14 protein-coding genes are annotated in these 16,874 nt (G+C 54.5%); 7 read left to right on the top strand and 7 right to left on the bottom strand.

The window, feature by feature from the left end; genetic code table 11:
• Positions 1 to 49 precede the first annotated feature (49 nt).
• Positions 50 to 445, top strand: coding sequence for a polyketide cyclase (locus tag BTJ39_RS17930; protein WP_078004058.1), 396 nt, complete (start codon positions 50 to 52; stop codon positions 443 to 445).
• A 1-nt stretch (position 446) separates the two neighbouring features.
• On the opposite strand, the gene cybB is transcribed toward BTJ39_RS17930, so the two are convergent.
• Both cybB and BTJ39_RS17920 read right to left on the bottom strand, forming a co-directional pair.
• Positions 447 to 992 (bottom strand): cytochrome b561, encoded by a 546-nt coding sequence (gene cybB / locus BTJ39_RS17925; protein ID WP_078004057.1) that lies wholly within the window; start codon positions 990 to 992, stop codon positions 447 to 449.
• A 261-nt stretch (positions 993 to 1,253) separates the two neighbouring features.
• Positions 1,254 to 1,991 (bottom strand): SDR family oxidoreductase, encoded by a 738-nt coding sequence (locus BTJ39_RS17920; RefSeq protein WP_078004056.1) that lies wholly within the window; start codon positions 1,989 to 1,991, stop codon positions 1,254 to 1,256.
• 129 nt (positions 1,992 to 2,120) lie between these two features.
• Here BTJ39_RS17920 and BTJ39_RS17915 point away from each other — a divergent pair, with 129 nt between their 5' ends.
• Complete coding sequence (locus BTJ39_RS17915) at positions 2,121 to 3,008, top strand: LysR family transcriptional regulator (RefSeq protein ID WP_338418165.1); 888 nt, start codon at positions 2,121 to 2,123, stop codon at positions 3,006 to 3,008.
• A gap of 1 nt (position 3,009) precedes the next feature.
• Here the strand turns inward: BTJ39_RS17915 and azuC are convergent, their stop codons facing one another.
• Positions 3,010 to 3,087 carry a stress response protein AzuC gene (azuC, locus tag BTJ39_RS25445; RefSeq protein ID WP_422386049.1) on the bottom strand — a complete coding sequence of 26 codons (78 nt, stop codon included), beginning with the start codon at positions 3,085 to 3,087 and terminating at the stop codon, positions 3,010 to 3,012.
• A gap of 256 nt (positions 3,088 to 3,343) precedes the next feature.
• Here azuC and hmsP point away from each other — a divergent pair, with 256 nt between their 5' ends.
• The 3 genes from hmsP to BTJ39_RS17900 all read left to right on the top strand — a co-directional run bounded on the left by hmsP (position 3,344) and on the right by BTJ39_RS17900 (position 8,568).
• A complete protein-coding gene (hmsP, locus tag BTJ39_RS17910) occupies positions 3,344 to 5,359 on the top strand; it encodes a biofilm formation regulator HmsP (RefSeq protein ID WP_078004054.1) in 2,016 nt (671 codons plus the stop codon).
• Positions 5,360 to 5,551: 192 nt separating this feature from the next.
• Entirely contained in the window at positions 5,552 to 6,838 is a 1,287-nt protein-coding gene (locus BTJ39_RS17905; protein WP_078004053.1) for a dicarboxylate/amino acid:cation symporter, read from the top strand.
• Between the two features lie 239 nt (positions 6,839 to 7,077).
• Positions 7,078 to 8,568 carry a M16 family metallopeptidase gene (locus BTJ39_RS17900; protein ID WP_078004052.1) on the top strand — a complete coding sequence of 497 codons (1,491 nt, stop codon included), beginning with the start codon at positions 7,078 to 7,080 and terminating at the stop codon, positions 8,566 to 8,568.
• Between the two features lie 54 nt (positions 8,569 to 8,622).
• On the opposite strand, the gene BTJ39_RS17895 is transcribed toward BTJ39_RS17900, so the two are convergent.
• The 3 genes from BTJ39_RS17895 to kdgK form a co-directional block, all read right to left on the bottom strand.
• Positions 8,623 to 9,528, bottom strand: a complete 906-nt coding sequence (locus BTJ39_RS17895; protein ID WP_078004051.1) for an alpha/beta hydrolase — start codon at positions 9,526 to 9,528, stop codon at positions 8,623 to 8,625.
• Positions 9,529 to 9,811: 283 nt separating this feature from the next.
• On the bottom strand, positions 9,812 to 10,450 hold the full coding sequence (locus tag BTJ39_RS17890) for a glutathione S-transferase family protein (RefSeq protein ID WP_078004050.1): 639 nt from the start codon (positions 10,448 to 10,450) through the stop codon (positions 9,812 to 9,814).
• Positions 10,451 to 10,544: 94 nt separating this feature from the next.
• Entirely contained in the window at positions 10,545 to 11,480 is a 936-nt protein-coding gene (kdgK, locus tag BTJ39_RS17885; protein WP_196239596.1) for a 2-dehydro-3-deoxygluconokinase, read from the bottom strand.
• Positions 11,481 to 11,795: 315 nt separating this feature from the next.
• On the opposite strand from kdgK, the gene pdeH reads away from it, so the two are divergent.
• Both pdeH and BTJ39_RS17875 read left to right on the top strand, forming a co-directional pair.
• Entirely contained in the window at positions 11,796 to 12,575 is a 780-nt protein-coding gene (gene pdeH, locus BTJ39_RS17880; RefSeq protein ID WP_078004049.1) for a cyclic-guanylate-specific phosphodiesterase, read from the top strand.
• Positions 12,576 to 12,628: 53 nt separating this feature from the next.
• Positions 12,629 to 14,695 (top strand): AsmA family protein, encoded by a 2,067-nt coding sequence (locus BTJ39_RS17875; RefSeq protein ID WP_078004048.1) that lies wholly within the window; start codon positions 12,629 to 12,631, stop codon positions 14,693 to 14,695.
• A gap of 83 nt (positions 14,696 to 14,778) precedes the next feature.
• Here the strand turns inward: BTJ39_RS17875 and BTJ39_RS17870 are convergent, their stop codons facing one another.
• Complete coding sequence (locus BTJ39_RS17870; protein WP_078004047.1) at positions 14,779 to 16,104, bottom strand: MFS transporter; 1,326 nt, start codon at positions 16,102 to 16,104, stop codon at positions 14,779 to 14,781.
• Between the last annotated feature and the right edge of the window lie 770 nt (positions 16,105 to 16,874).

The raw sequence follows: 16,874 nt of genomic DNA, 5'->3' as shown, positions 1-16,874 counted from the left end.
AGGCAGTTTGTTATAACAACAGCTGCCTTTTTATTTAGCCGGAGGCCGGATGCTGCCCTCACATGTCGTCACGCAAACTATTGCCAGAAACTGGGTCGATCTCTATGAAACGATCTGGAAACCAACGTTTTTCCCCCGCTGGGCCGCTGGACTAAGCCAGAGCGAGATGTCGCCGCAAGGAGAGCGCTGGAAAACCAGCGGACCGGCGGGCGAAGTGCTTATCCGCTTCACCGATCACAACCCTTACGGCATCATGGATCACTACGTCGATAGCGGGCTGGGCAAAGAGGTTTATGTGCCAATGCGCATTATCGCCAACGAACAGGGTGCTCAGGTGATGATCACCCTGTTCTGCGACAGCCTGACATCAGAAGCCCACTTTGCTGAAGATATCGCGGCGGTAGAGCGCGACCTGCAAACGCTGAATCAGCTGATGACCGGCTGAATTAGTCTGCGTCGTTACGCCGGGCGGGCATCATACGCAGCAGGGTGTTGTCTTTGATAAAATAGTGATGAAATAGCGCCGCCGCCGCATGCAGTCCAATCAGCCAGTAGCCAAGCGGCGCCAGCGTTTTATGCCAGTCAATGATATCGCCGGCGACATCGCCACCCCCGGGGTTAGCCGTCGGCATAGCAATACCAAACAGCGCCCAGTCAGCGCCGCGCAGATAGCGCGAGGTTAATCCGAGCACCGGCAGGGTGATGAATAGCAGGTAGATCAGCCAGTGCACCAGCTTAGCCAGCCAGAGCTGCCAGCTGGGCGGCGGTGGCGTAATCGCGGGCTGCGGATGCTTCAGGCGTAGGAATATGCGGGTCAGCATCAGCGCCAGCACCGCCGCACCGCAGCTAAAGTGGGTGCCAATCATCAGCGCGCGCAAGGCAGTACCCCGGCCAGCATAACCGCGTAATTCAATGGTGGTATAGGCAATAGCGACAAGGATAAAAACCAGCCAGTGCAACGCAATTTGTGACGGTGCAAACTTGCTTTTCATACGCTTCCTCAAAAAGATAAAAAAGAAATAATAAGCAGCATAAATTGTTATCCGGTATCAGACGATACCGGTAAAGGATAGCCAGCAAAATACGAATTTTCCCAGCCTTGCCGCTTCGGTTTATCTTCCTGAATCGCCATAAAAAGCCGCCAAACGGATGCGGGCCACGCTGCTCAGGCAAAGGGCGATGTTTTTATTATCACCTCACCTGCCTGAAATTGATGCGCAATCGCAGGCCGGCAGGCCGGCCTGCATAGCAAATCAGGCAATGCCGCCGTTAGCGCATACCGTCTGACCATTGATCCAACCGCCCTGCTCGCCTGCCAGGAAAGCCACCAGCCCGGCAATATCCTGCGGCTCACCGAGGCGCTCTAACGGCGACAGGTTGGCCATTTGTTGAATAAGCTGCTCGCTTTTACCGGCAAAGAACAGCTCGGTGGCAACCGGCCCGGGCGCCACGGCATTAACCGTTATCGCCCGGCCGCGCAGCTCTTTCGCATAGGTCGCTACCAGCGCTTCCACCGCCGCCTTTGACGCGTTGTAGATGGCATAACCCGGCATCTTTGCTCTGATAGCGGTGGTAGAAAGCATAATAATCCGCCCGCCGTCTTCCAGACGCTTACCGGCTTCCCGCATCACGTTGAAACTTCCCTGGGTATTGATTGCAAAAGTGCGTGTAAACAACTCGTCGCTGTGCTCAAGCAGCGGCAGGGTTTTCAGAACGCCTGCGCTGTTAATCACCGTATGCACCTTACTCAGCTCCTGCTCTGCGTAGTCAAACATAGCCTTAACGTCGGCTGACTCCGCCACATTTCCCTGAAAGATAACCGACCTGCGGCCCAGCCCGATAATTTGCTGCTGAACCTTAACCGCCTCCGCCTGATTACTGGCATAGTTCACCAGTACATCGAAGCCGGCCTTCGCCATTTCCACCGCGATGGCTGCGCCTATTCCACGCGAACCACCGGTAACAATTGCAACCTTAGCTGTATCAGACATCGCTTTATCCTCAGTTTTATTCTGTCGCTTTACTATGATTGATATTGCGTTAAAGATAATTACCGACTAATAATCATCTTTATTCCATTTTGATTAACAATAGACATAAAGATGGACCGCTTTCAGGAAATGCAGATCTTTGTCCGCATTGCGGAGCGCGGCAGTTTTACCCGCGCCGCGCAGGACTTGATGATCCCACGGGCAACCGTGACCAACATGATCAAGAAACTGGAATCGCGCCTCGGCACGCGTTTGCTGGAGCGCACCACGCGCACCGTGCAGTTAACCAGCGATGGGCAGCAGTTTTATCAAAGCAGCATCAGGCTGCTGGCAGATATAGAAGAAGCCGAAGGACAGTTCCGCCCCTCCAAACCGAAAGGCCTGTTGCGGGTAAATATGCAGCGCACCCTGGCACAACACTTCATCATGCCGGCGATCGGTGAATTCACGCGACGCTACCCTGAAATTACCCTGCACATAAGCGATAGCGATCGCCTGGTGGACATTGTGCGCGAAGGTTTTCACTGCGTATTACGGGCGGGAAACTTACAGGACTCGACCCTGGTAGCGCGCCGCGTTGCGCTGATGCCAGAGGTTACCGTCGCCAGCCCGGAATATCTGGCCCGTTACGGCGAACCAAAAACGCTGGCCGATCTGCAAGGGCATTTTGCCGTCAGCTACATTTCCAGCGCCACCGGCCAGGCAATGCCGCTGATATTTTATGAAGGAAAAATCCAGCGCACGGTTTCTCTGCCCGGCAAAATAGCCGTCGACGGTGCCGACCTTTATACTGGGGCGGCTGAAGCGGGGATGGGGATTGCTCAGGTACCGCGCTATCGGGTGGAAAAGGCGCTGAGCAGCGGAGTATTACGCGAAATCCTGCCGCAGCTGCCTCCTGAGCCAATGCCGGTTTCGCTGCTTTATCCGCAGAAACGGCACTTATCTTCCCGGGTAGCGGTATTCGTTGAATGGGTCAGCGCACGCATGGCGCTGGCCTTTCCGCATCCGGGGAAGTAGCTCAGTGCATGGCGCCGGGAGGAACGTGCTTAAAAGCTTCGACATAGCAATGGAAGATATAGCTGAGTATTTTTCGCATGACCGCGTCATCCAATTAAAAAAAGTTTTAAAAACGCAAAAAAATATACACCCGCGCGCCTTTTCAGACAATTTTTTTTGAATCTGATCACACTTTCACGCTATCTGATGAGGGTGATTCGGGATAAAGTGATGAAAACCTTATGAAAGGACACGGCGTCAGAAACGCAGGCCACTGCGCCGCCGGATTCATATATACTCTGTGCAAACTCATTAGCACGATAGCCTGACAGGTATTGGCGATTCGGAGGCCAGTATTGCGCGTTACCCGATCCCTGACGATTAAACAAATGGCAACGGTTTCTGCGGTTACGCTGGTTATCGTAAGCCTGTTTATTTTGCTCCAGCTTTTCCACTTTGTGCAGCAGCGCAGGATCGACTACGCCCAGCAGATGGAGAACGTCGCCCACACGATTCGTCAGCCATTATCTGAAGCGGTGCTGAAAGCAGATATTCCTCAGGTTGAACGTATTCTGGCAACCCTCAAACCCGCCGGCGTGATCGCCCGCGCCGATATCGTCCTGCCTAACGATATTCCCGCATTGCACAGTGAATTCGCCGTAGAGAAGCCGGTGCCGGCGCTGATCGCTCAACTGTTTGATCTGCCCGTTACCATCAGCGTCCCGCTCTACTCCCCGGAGCGCGCGCTGCCCGGACCGCTGGCATCGCTGGTCCTGCAGGCCGACTCGGCGCGCGTTTACCAGTTTATTCGCGCAACGGTTGCCACCATGCTGATTGCTTATCTGCTACTGGCTCTGATGCTGACCGTGGCAATCAGCTGGTGCATCAACCGGCTGATCGTACGACCGCTGCGCCGCCTGGCGCTTGAGCTTGATGCCCTTACGCCGCAGGATCTGATTGCTCACCAGCTGCCCCTTCCCCCAAATCATCGCGATGATGAACTGGGCCAGCTGATCCTGAATTACAATTACAACCAGCAAACGCTGGGCAATATCTACGATGAAATGAGCCGCCTTACGACCCATTACGCTCTGACGGGATTACCGAATAAGGCTTTGTTTCTGGCGTTGGTCGAGCAGCAATTAAAATCGGTAAAAAATACCGCGCCGTTAGCCATCATCGTGCTACGGATGGAAACGTTACAGGAAACGAACGGCATCGTAACGGAAGATCAGCGCAATATGCTGCTGATGACCCAGGTTGATCGTATCCGCGCATGCATTGACGAGCACAGCGTACTGGCTCAGATCAGCAACAGCGACTTCGCCTTGTTGGTAAAGCGCGCCAGCAATCTGTTTCGCGCCATGCGCCTGGCCCGCAACCTGATGCAGAAGCTCACCCAGCCGGTTACCCTTGAGCAGCTCCAGCTACGCCCGGTAACCAGCATGGGTATTTCCCTGCGTGAAAAAGAAACTCAGCATGGCGAAGAGCTGCTAAGCCGCGCCTCGTCTGCCATGATGTCCGCCCATCACCGCGGCAAGAACCAGATAATGTTCTTCGAGCCATCCATGACCGAACGTGCGCAGCGTCGTCTGACTCAGGAGCATGACATTTTGCAGGGGCTGGAAGAAGAAAGCTTTGCGCTGTTTCTACAGCCGCAAATCGATATGAACAGCGGTAAGATGGTGGGCGCGGAAGCGCTGCTGCGCATGTGCCAGCCCGATGGCAGCTGGAGCTTACCGGAAGATCTTATCGCTAACGCCGAACAGCTTGGGGTCATCAACCCGCTGGGACGCTGGGTGCTGGAAGAATCATGCCGCCTGCTGGCCGACTGGCAAAAATGCGGCATCGACCTGCCACTAAGCGTCAATCTTTCAGCTATCCAGCTGCGGGATGCAGCGATGGTCAGCCACCTGCGAGATCTGCTCAGCCAGTATCACATCAAACCGGGCAGTCTGGTGCTGGAGCTAACGGAGACCGCCCAGGTCGGCGAGCCGGATCAGGCGCTCCAGCTGCTGCAAAAATTACGTGAAGCGGGAATTCCGGTGGCGCTGGATGATTTCGGCATGGGCTATGCCAACCTCAACTGGCTACAGCAGTTCAAAGACTTGCCGATCAGTAAGCTAAAAATGGATCGCAGCTTTGTTGCAGGCCTGCCGGAAGATGACGCCATGGTGCGCATTGTGGCCGCGATTGCTGAAATTATTACTATCGACGTGGTGGCAGAGGGCGTTGAAACGGAAACACAGCGCGACTGGCTACTGGCGCGCGGCATTCATATCGGCCAGGGCTATCTTTATTCGGAACCGCTACCCATTAATAGCTTCACTGCGCGTTTTTTACCCATCCCGGTCAGCGTAACATCACACTGATATCAATTACAAAACTTTCAAAACCCCTGAAAAATCTAGGGCTGAAGGGATTCAGCTCTTAAAAAAACATGTCAGGGGGTTGAGGGGCGAGCCAGGTTGTATCAATCATGTTAGCACGATGTTATTTTCGCCCGGTCGTAAAAAATTATTACAGTGGCCGTATCGTTTCCTGATTTTACTGGACATCTGCTTATGAAAATCTCTTTGTTTAAAAGTTTATATTTTCAAGTACTTACTGCCATCGCTATTGGGATACTTCTGGGCCATTTCTATCCCGACCTGGGCGCTCAGATGAAACCGCTCGGTGATGCCTTCGTAAAACTGATTAAAATGATCATCGCCCCGGTTATCTTTTGTACCGTGGTAACCGGCATCGCCGGCATGGAGAGCATGAAAGCCGTAGGCCGTACCGGCGCGGTAGCCCTGCTCTACTTTGAGATTGTCAGCACCGTCGCGCTCATTATTGGCCTGATTATCGTCAACGTTGTACAGCCTGGCGCGGGCATGAACGTTGACCCCGCTTCGCTTGATGCCCAGGCGGTAGCCACCTACGCCGCCCAGGCCAAAGAACAGGGCGTGACCGCCTTTCTGCTGGATATCATTCCAGCCAGCGTGATCGGCTCCTTTGCCAGCGGTAACATTTTGCAGGTACTGATGTTTGCCATCCTGTTTGGCTTTGCCCTGCACCGCCTCGGCGACAAAGGCACGCTGATTTTCAATGTAATTGAAAACTTCTCTCAGGTGATTTTCGGCATCATCAATATGATTATGCGCCTGGCGCCGCTGGGTGCCTTCGGCGCCATGGCGTTCACCATTGGTAAATATGGCGTTGGTTCACTCGTACAGCTCGGCCAGCTAATCCTGTGCTTCTACCTCACCTGTATTCTGTTTGTGGTACTGGTACTGGGCGTTATCGCCAGGGTAACGGGCTTTAATATATTTAAGTTCATCAGCTACATCAAAGAAGAGCTGCTGATCGTGCTGGGTACGTCCTCATCAGAATCAGCGCTGCCGCGCATGCTCGACAAGATGGAAAAGCTGGGCTGTAAGAAATCGGTGGTCGGATTGGTTATTCCTACCGGCTACTCTTTCAACCTCGACGGCACCTCTATCTATCTGACCATGGCGGCGGTATTTATTGCCCAGGCCACCAACAGTCATATGGACATCTGGCATCAGATTACCCTGCTGGTCGTCTTGCTGCTTTCATCTAAAGGCGCCGCAGGCGTTACCGGCAGCGGCTTTATCGTCCTGGCGGCGACGCTCTCTGCGGTAGGTCATCTGCCGGTAGCCGGTCTGGCGCTGATTCTGGGCATCGATCGCTTTATGTCAGAAGCCCGCGCGCTGACCAATCTGGTCGGTAACGGCGTCGCCACGATCGTCGTGGCTAAATGGGTCGATCAGCTGGATGAACGCCAGCTGAAAGCCACCCTGTCGTCAGGCGGCAAGAACCGCAACGTTGGCGAACCACAAAGCTAATCCGCATTTGCGTTAAAATTTGCCTTAAATGCCCGCTGCGACTTGCTCTCGCCGCGGGCATTTGCATAATAACCCCACTTATTTTTCTTATCGTTTCGTGACATTGGCGCGGTTACGTGGTCTAACAGGTCACCTGGTAAAAAAACCAATGGCTACATCAGGTTAGTAACCACCTTTATTCTGACCGGAAAGCGCCAGCCTTTGTTTCTATTTTGGATTGTGATTGAGTAGGGGTTCACATGCAGGGTTCAAGGATTTGTCTTTTGGTAGGCGGTATCGTACTGGCAGCCTCCGCCAGTATTGTGCAAGCAGACACACTCCAACCCGACCCTGCCTGGCAGCAGGGGAAACTGGATAACGGTTTTAACTGGCAGATACTCTCCACACCGCAGCGCCCCAGCGACCGTATTGAACTACGTCTGATCGTTAACACCGGCTCGCTGGTGGAGAATACGCAACAGACCGGTTATTCCCATCTTCTGTCGCGTATGGCGCTGGTGCATAATTCCGCGCTAAGCCCAACTCAGCAACGCGCGCTCTGGCAGCAGGGTATGGATCCAAACCACCCTCTGGCCCCGGCGATTACCTCTTATGACTTCACGCAATACAACCTCAGCCTGCCAAACAATCGTCCGGACCTGCTCAAGGAAGCGCTAAGCTGGCTCGCCGCCACCGCCGGTAAAATGAATTTCAGCGAAGACGTGGTCAATAGCGCATTGGGATCGGATGATCCTATCGCCACCTGGCCGGCAAACCCTATGGATCCCTGGTGGCGCTATCGCATGAAAGGCTCAGCGCTGCTGGGGCACGATCCCGCCGCCCGTACTACCACGCCGGTGGATATCGCTCAGCTAAAAAGTTTCTATCAGCAATGGTATACCCCGGACGCCATGACGCTGTTTGTGGTGGGGAACGTCGAAGGGCGCAGCCTGTCTGAACTGATAGGCAAATACTTCTCTCCGCTGACCGGCAGACGCCAGACGCCAGCCCCGATGCCGACCCTGTCGCCGCTGCCGCATCAGCCGGTCAGTCTGGTGAATAAAAGTCTTAATCAGGACCGCCTGTCGCTGATGTGGGATTCGCCCTGGCAACCAATACGCGACGAGCAGAGCATGCAGCATTACTGGCTGAGCGATCTGGCGCGCGAGGCGTTATTCTGGCACGTGCAGCGTGCATTAAGCGAAAGCAAAGCAGAAGGTGTACAGGTTGGTTTTGACTGCCGCGTACTTTATCAACGCGCTCAGTGCGCCATTAATATGGATTCAGATAACGCCGCGCTGAATAAAAACCTTGAATTGATCGCCCGTGAGCTGGCAAAAATTCGTGATAACGGCCTGCCGCAGGATGAGTTCGACGCGCTAATGGCGCAGAAAACGACCGAACTTAATAAGCTGTTTGCTACCTATGCCCGAACCGACACCAGCGTACTGATGAGCCAGCGCCTGCGCTCTCAGCAAAACGCCGTGGTAGATATTGCACCAGAACAGTATCAAAAACTGCGCCAGAGCTTTCTCTCCGGCCTGACGCTGCCAATGATGAATCAGGAACTACGCCAGCAGCTTTCGCAGGAGCTCACGCTAATGCTGATACAACCACAGGGCGAACCAGAAGCAAATATGAAAGCGCTGCAGGAGAGCTGGATGAAAATTATGACGCCGCCGGCGAGTAATACCAGCGTCAGCGAGGATGGCAAACCTGAGGTTTCAGATATTCCGAAAGCCTCCCAATAAATACGGCCAGCGGGACAGGAAGTGGATCCCTTTGCTCCTGTCCCGGCAATATCGCTAGACCACCAGCCGTGGCCGGGTCGTCCAGTGACGCGACCTCAGCCATTCCGTAACCAGCATCGGCCAGCTGGCAAGCGGCTTATCAACCACGTTACGAATGCCAAAGCCATGGCCGCCCTGCTCGTAAAAATGCAGCTCGGCCGGAATGTTTTTCTCGCGCAGCGCGCTGAACATCACCATGCTGTTATTGATCGGTACCGCGCTGTCATCGACGGCATGAATTAACAGCGTTTGCGGCGTCTGGGGTGTCACGCAGCTTTCCATTGAGTAGGCATCGATCTCACGCTGGGTCGGATTTTTGCCGAGCAGGCGCAGGCGTGACGCCTCATGGGTCAGCCCTTCCCGCATGCTGATAACCGGATAAACCAGCACCTGGGCATCCGGCCGGGCCGCCAGCGCATCTGCCGCATCCTGAACCGGATAGAGTTTTTCATCGAACCGATTGCCAAGGCTGGCGGCAACATGACCGCCGGCAGAGAACCCCATCATCACAATACGATGACCGTTAAGGCCGCGACTGGCGCGCTCACGCAGCAGGCGTATCGCCCGCTGCGCATCCGCTACCGGCGCATCCGGGCCCTCATGATGGCCGTCCTCCGGCAGGCGATAAGTCATTACCGCCAGATGGTAGCCCATTGAGGTAAAGAAGGTCGCCAGGGCGCTGCCCTCTTTATCAATCATTACCTTTTCAAAAGCGCCGCCCGGCGCAACCAACAGCGTGATATTAAGCGCGTTGGACTCATCGGGATGATAAAGCGCAATTTCCGGACAGCGCACACCGTAAGCGGCGCGGTTGTAGGGTTCATACTCTTTTGCGAGGTCAACGATCCTCGGCTGCGCCCGGGACTCGCCGGCACCCGGCGCATCGCCCTGTGGCCAGATATTAAAAATTTCAGCTTTCATCAGACGCTCCTTCAATCAACGGTGCAAAACGGGCTGTGCCGCTGGCAGTAAATGGAGGATGTCAGCGCCCGGCTCTAAAAAAACATTGCATCGTTGTGCTAAAAGCGTCCAGTTTTTGCTGCCGGTTAATACGACTTTAGGAATTAACCTTAATCAACAAAAACATGGAGTTAAGTCAAATTAGTGTGAAAATTCAGCAGGATAGCCGCCGCCAATAGCCCGCAGGGCCGGACAGCATAGCGGCGGCAGAAATGAAGCAGCAAAGCGCAGGCAGGCGGGCCGGTTATGCCCTTAGCTCCTGATAGGAAACCATAACATGTTCGACATAGGCCGGACGCTGCTGCAAACGCTGATAGTAAGCCGCCAGCTGAGGCAAATCGGCGCGCTCAATGTCGATATCGTAATAGCGGTAGAGCAGGTGGCCGAACTGAATATCTGCCAGGGTGAAATCGTTCCCTGCCAGCCATGGATGCTGTTCAAGCCGGGCTTCGGCAATGCGTAAAAAACGCGTGAGCTGCGCTAGTGCGCGCGCGATTGCCGCATTATCGCGCTGAGCTTGCGGCGTGCGCACGACCTGCCAGAAAATCGGCGCGGTAAAACCCAGCGCAATATTAATTTTCGCCCATTCAGCCCACATATCAACCGTTGCGCGCTGCGTGACGTCCTGCGGCCAGAACGGCGCGTCGCCATAGCGCGCGGCCAGATAGCGCAAGATTGCCGCCGTTTCAAACAGCGGCGCACCGTCGCCGTCGCGTAGCACCGGCACCAGGCCGTTAGGATTCATAGCCAGAAATTCAGCCGTATCATTACCGCCAAATTTATGACCAACATCATCGCGCTGGAAATCCAGTCCCAGCTCGCCAATGCCCCACATCAGCGCCTGAACGTTCGATGATGCTTTTCGTCCCCAGACTTTAAGCATGTCGTTTCTCCCGGTTCGTCAGACGTCACAGGACAATCTGTTCGTCAGAAAGTATATCAGCTGGCGCTGCGCAAATTACCATCAATGCCGGCAGTTACGCCGGCGGCATTGCCTCGCGTGGGATAATCGCGCCCCGATGCTGAATCACGCTGCTGGCAAGCCGGTGCCCCTGCTGCGCCGAATGCTGCGCCGTGGCGCCGCAAAGCCTGGCGGCCAGATAGCCCGCGCTGAACGAATCTCCTGCCGCCGTGGTATCAATAATTTGCTCGTTGGCCACCTTGATAGCCGGTACCTGTAGCAATGACTCTCCCTGAAGCGAAACCAGACAGGCATCGGCGCCACGCTTAATAACAACCTCGCTAACGCCAGCCCGGTGCGTACGTTCAATCACCGTCTGTGCCTCAGCATCTCCCCACAGCGCCGTTTCATCATCCAGCGTGAGGAAAGCCAGGTCGCTATGCTGCAACATGAGCTGATAGGCCTGACGCGCGTCGTCGCTGCTTGCCCAAAGGCGTGGCCGGTAGTTGTTATCAAAAATAACCTGACCGCCGCGCTGGCGACATGCCGTCAGTAAAGTGAACAGTTTTCTCCGGCTGGCTTCACTCAGAATCGCCAGGCTAATGCCGCTCAGATAGAGATAATCAAATTCCGCCAGCTGACGGCAGATATCGTCAGCCGCCTCGCTTTCCAGCCAGAAACGCGCAGCGGCCTCGCTGCGCCAGTAATAAAAGGTTCGCTCACCCTGCGTATCGGTTTCAATCACATACAGCCCCGGCAGACGGCCGGAGATGCGCTGAATCAAACCGGTCCCGACGCCCTCCTGCTGCCAGGCGTCGAGCATTTCTGTGCTGAAACTATCGGTTCCCAGACCGGTAACGTAGGCAACGCTGAGCGCGTTTTCCGCAGCCTGACGCGCAATATATACGGCAGTATTGAGAGTGTCGCCGCCGAAGCCACGGCTCATATCGCGGCCGTGCTGCGTCAGCTCGATCATACATTCACCAATAACAGCTATCTTCTTCATGCGCATTCTCTGTTGCAGTAAAAATAGAGTTTCAGTTTCCTGCCAGTACAGAAGCCAGTCAATAAAAATAAAACAACGTTTTAATTTTATTGAGCACGATTTTTGGGTTCTCAGCCAGCAAAGAACCCCGAAAACAGGTGCTTTTTATCACGATTGAAACCCATGACTGCTTGATACACTCGCAAAACGACTGACAGTAATGTCCGCTCGCCAACGGGTCGAAAGACTATCCCGGCGAAGATGATTACTGATACGCTTCGATTGCAACGAAAACGATTGCTTAACACCAATAGACGAAAAATAAGCGAAAAAGGATACAAAATGGGGCTGAAAAATATCAGTCACCGGCTGCCTTCGACAATTGAGATGCAAAAGCAGCAGCAAGCGCGTTTGTACTGGCAGCAGTGCCAGCGCTTTTATACTTTCCAGCCCATATACCAGCTCTCGGGCAGGCTAATGGCTATTGAAATGCTGACGGCGGTGGTGCATCCTTCGGCGCCGCAAATCAGGCTATCGCCGGAAAGTTATTTTGATTTTGCCGCGTTGGACGTTACACAGCGCGGCTTTGTCATCCATGAACAGCTCAAAATGCTGATCGGCTGGCAGCGTAAGTTCGAACAGGACAACATCGTCGCATCCGTAAACATAGACGGCCCGACATTGTTAACCTTGCAGCACCATACCGCTATTCGCACGCTGATCGCCCGTAGCCCCTGGCTACGCTTTGAGCTGGTTGAACATCATGCTTTCCCGCAGCAAACCCTCTTATCGCGCATTCCCGAACTCGGGCCACTGTGGCTGGATGATTTCGGTTCGGGCATGGCCAACTTCTCCGCGCTCACCGAACTGAAATATGACTATATCAAGTTATCACGCGAGCTTTTTATCCTGCTGCGAAGCAGCGAAGAGGGGCGCAATATGTTTAACTTGCTGCTGACATTAATTAATCGTTATTGTCGCGGCGTTATCGTTGAAGGGGTAGAAACCATTGATGACTGGCGGCAGGTTCAGGCCTCGCCAGCCTATGCTGCGCAAGGTTATTACTTCGCCAGACCGATGGCTTTTGACCAACTGAACACCCTGCCATTGCAGATCACCTGATCGCTTCCGCTCGCCTCGTCTATTCTTAGTAGGGGACAGGCGAGGAGACGGACATGTCGCGTACAGGAAAAATTGTAAGTTGGGTTGTTGGAATTATTATTGCATTGCTGGTTCTGATCATTGTGGTGATTACCACCTTCGACTGGAACCGCCTCAAACCTACCATCAATAAAAAGGTCACGGCGGAGCTAAATCGCCCCTTTGCTATTCGCGGCGATTTGGGCGTGAACTGGGAGCGTCACCGCGATGAGCCGGGCTGGCGCAGCTGGGTTCCCTGGCCGCATATTCATGCCCAGGATATTATGCTGGGTAACCCGCCCGGTATCCCGGAAGTGAATATGGTGCACCTGCAGCGGGTCGACGCCACCATTTCGCCGCTGGCGCTGATCGGCAAGCAAATCTATCTGCCGTGGATCAAGCTACAGCGGCCTGACGCCAGCCTGGTGCAGACCGCTGACGGCAAGAATAACTGGACCTTCGATCTGGCCAGCAGTAAAAACCCGCAGCCAGATGCCCAGCCCTCCAGCTGGTCGTTTCGCCTGGATAATATTATTTTTGACCGCAGCACTATCCACTATCAGGATGCGATTAATAAAGCCAACGTGCGGGTCAGCGTTGATCCGCTGGGTAAACCGGTGCCCTATGTCCAGGTTGCTGGCAGTAAGGATAATTCCGGTCAGCCCGGCGCCTCCGACTTCGTCTTTGGCTGGCGCGCCGACGGTACCTATAACAACCAGCCGCTAAGTGGCGAAGGCAAAATCGGCGGCATGCTGTCGCTGCGCAGTAAAACCAATCCCTTCCCGCTCCAGGCCGATGTGCGCAACGGCACAACCCGCGTCAGGGTGGAAGGAACCTTGCAAGATCCACTTAATCTCGGCGGTCTTGATATTCGTCTGCGCTTCTCCGGCGATACGCTGGCAAATCTCTATGGCCTGACCGGCGTGCTGTTACCGGATACCCCGCCGTACGAGACCGATGGCCACCTCATCGCCCGTTTCCAAAGGGAAGGCGGACCGCAGTTTCGTTATGAGAAATTCAACGGCCATATTGGCGACAGCGATATTCACGGCTCGCTGACCTATACGCAAGGCAAACCGCGGCCATCGCTCACAGGAGAGCTGAACTCGAAACAGCTGCGCATGGCCGATCTCGGCCCGCTGATTGGGGTTAACTCAGGTAAAGGCAGCAGTAAAACCGAACAAGCAAAAGCCGCACGCGGCGACGCTTCGACGCAGCCAGCGGACCGGGTACTGCCACACGACAAGTTTGATACCAAAAGCTGGGACGTTATGGATGCTGACGTTAAATTCAGCGGCCAGCGAATCGAACACGGTAACAAATTACCGCTCAGCGATCTTTATACCCATCTGATACTAAAGAACGGCGATTTGCGCCTCGATCCGCTGCGCTTTGGCATTGCCGGCGGTAGCCTGAACGCCAGTATTCATCTGGAAGGAGACAAGTCACCCATGCAAGGACGCGCCGATCTGCATGCGCGTAAATTAAAACTGCGTCAGCTGGCGCCGGACGTAAAAGCGATGCAAAGCAGCCTCGGCCAGCTTAACGGCGATGCCACCATCAGCGGCACCGGTAATTCCGTGGCCGACCTGCTTGCCACCAGCAACGGCGAGCTGAAGGTGCTGATGAATAGCGGGGTTATCAGCCGCAGCCTGATGGAGATTGCCGGTCTTAACGTCGGCAACTACGTGGTTGGCAAACTGTTTGGCGACGATGAAGTCAGGATTAACTGCGCTGCCACCGATCTCAACCTGAAGAACGGTCTGGCCACGCCGCGCCTGTTTGTCTTTGATACCGAGAACGCGGTAATCAATGTCACCGGCAGCACCAATTTTGCCAATGAGCGCCTGGACCTGACTATCGATCCTAAGAGCAAGGGCGTGCGCATCGTTACCCTGCGCTCACCGCTTTACGTGCGCGGCACCTTTAAAAATCCCGATGCCGGCGTGAAACCCGGCCCACTGATCGCCCGCGGCGCGGCGGCGGTTGCGCTGGGCGCGGTGGTTGCACCGGCAGCGGCGCTGCTGGCGCTGGTGTCGCCAAGCGATAACGAAGACAACCAATGCACCCAAGTGCTGCAGCAGATGAAAGCGCAGAAATAACCGCTGCGGTTAGCTGGCTTGCAGGCAACAAAAAACCCGTAACCGAATCACCGGTTACGGGTTTTTATTTGCGCGTAACGCGGTTAATCGTAAAGCGATTCGTGTTGAGTTTCTTTACAGGACAGCACGGCGATCAGCGTAAGCAGCGCCATGGCTGCCAGATACAGCCCCACGGCGTACAAGCCATAAGTATGGGTCAACCAGGCGGCAATATAGGGCGCCACCGAGGCGCCAAGAATTGATGACAGGTTGTAGGAGAATGACGCGCCGGTGTAGCGCACTGACGTCGGGAATAGCTCAGGCAGCAGCGCCCCCATCGGTCCGAACGTCAGTCCCATGATGCTCAGTCCCAGCAGCAGAAATGCCATCACCAGCAGCTCATTGCCCGAACCCAGCATCGTGGGAAACAGGAAAGCGAAGGCGATGATCAGCAACGTGATAATAGTCATCGTGCGGCGGCGGCCAAAGCGATCGGCCAGCAAACCCGCCACCGGCACCATCACGCCAAAACCAATCACCGCCACCATCAGCATCCACAGAAAGGTATTGCGCGGGAAACCTAAGCCTCCGGGCGCCGGCGCCGTACCGTAGCTCATTGAATAAACGGTCATGATGTAAAACAGCGTATAGGTAGCCAGCATGATAAACGTACCAAGGATGGTCGCTTTAAGATGCTTTGTCAGCAGGGTACCAATCGGCACGCGCTCCTGTTTATTCTCTTTTTTCACTTTGGCAAATACCGGCGATTCATGCAGCGAAACGCGCACATAGAGTCCAATGATCACCAGCACTGCAGAGAGAATAAAAGGCACGCGCCAGCCCCAGGACATAAATTGCTGATCGCTCAGCAGCCAGGAAAGCAGCAGGAAGGTTCCGTTAGCAAAGAAGAAGCCAATCGGCGCGCCCAGCTGTGGAAATGAACCATACAGCGCGCGCTTTTTCGCCGGGGCGTTTTCAGTCGCCAGCAGCGCGGCGCCGCCCCACTCCCCGCCAAGCCCCAGTCCCTGGCCAAAACGCGCCAGCGCCAGCAGTAACGGTGCAAACACGCCGATGGTGTCATAGCCAGGCAGCAGGCCAATCAATACGGTAGAAAGTCCCATGGTCAGCAGCGATGCCACCAGCGTAACCTTGCGTCCGGCACGGTCGCCAAAGTGGCCAAACAGCGCCGAGCCGATCGGCCGGGCAACAAAGGCGATGGCGAAAGTCGCCAGTGATTGCAGCGTGGCAACGGCGGCATCACCCTGCGGGAAAAAGATATGGGGAAAAACGATCACCGCCGCCGTGGCATAGATATAGAAATCAAAGAATTCGATAGCCGTACCGACCAGCGAGGCAATCACCACCTTGCTGCGGGAATTTGTTGGCTGCTCATTGTCAGCATTGAGTGTTTCTGCGATGGAGGCTTGCATATTTGTTTCTTATTTGTAAATCGAGTCACAGAATCTTACGCATCCGATCGCGGGCATTCAATGGCAAAAAGCCCAGCGGAGACGGCTTCCCACCGGGGAAAAGAGGATAATATTCTGTTCACCATGCTGACTGGCGGATGGCAGGGAGAAAGGTGCCTTTTTCAGTGTTAATAACTAAATTTTTCTTAAAAAAAGTCAGCAGTAAAAGACAACGCGGTTATTTAGCTTAATTTATAACCATCGGGCGCGATTTAAATCTGTTTTGCCTGCCGCGTTAAGCCGTGCTGATGAAATAACCGGGGGCTGTTTGCCAGTTTCTGCCACTTGTTGAGGCTTAGTTTAAGCATTTTTAACCGGTCAGGAGCAAAAAACAGATGGCAACCAACTGAAAAATATGAACTTTAATTAATAACTAACCGTTAGTAAACAAAAGAGGCAGTGATTTACAAGCTGTATAAACAGGTCTATAGTTTCGGCGAATTTTCCAGTGGAGACACCTTTTTGGACAGTAAACCTGACGGTTGCGTCTTATAAAAGGCAGGCTGATACCTCTTTTGTTCGCCTGCCGTCAACAATACGGCGGGCAATGCATTCTCTCTTCCTTTGAGCGACTCATTCCCGAAAAACTAACCGGCAATGGCCGGGTCATGCGCATTCGCCGGTTTAACGGCGCGTCAGCGCTTACCCCTGCCTTTGCCATAGCCCTGCGGAGCAACAATGAAAGAACCTCCAACCAGCAGCCGGGTGAGGGTGGCATGAGCCGCGCTACG

Source organism: Izhakiella australiensis (assembly GCF_002006995.1).
Taxonomy (GTDB): domain Bacteria; phylum Pseudomonadota; class Gammaproteobacteria; order Enterobacterales; family Enterobacteriaceae; genus Izhakiella; species Izhakiella australiensis.
The sequence above is the reverse complement of the archived record's forward strand: the minus strand, read 5'-3'. Positions and strand labels throughout refer to the sequence as shown.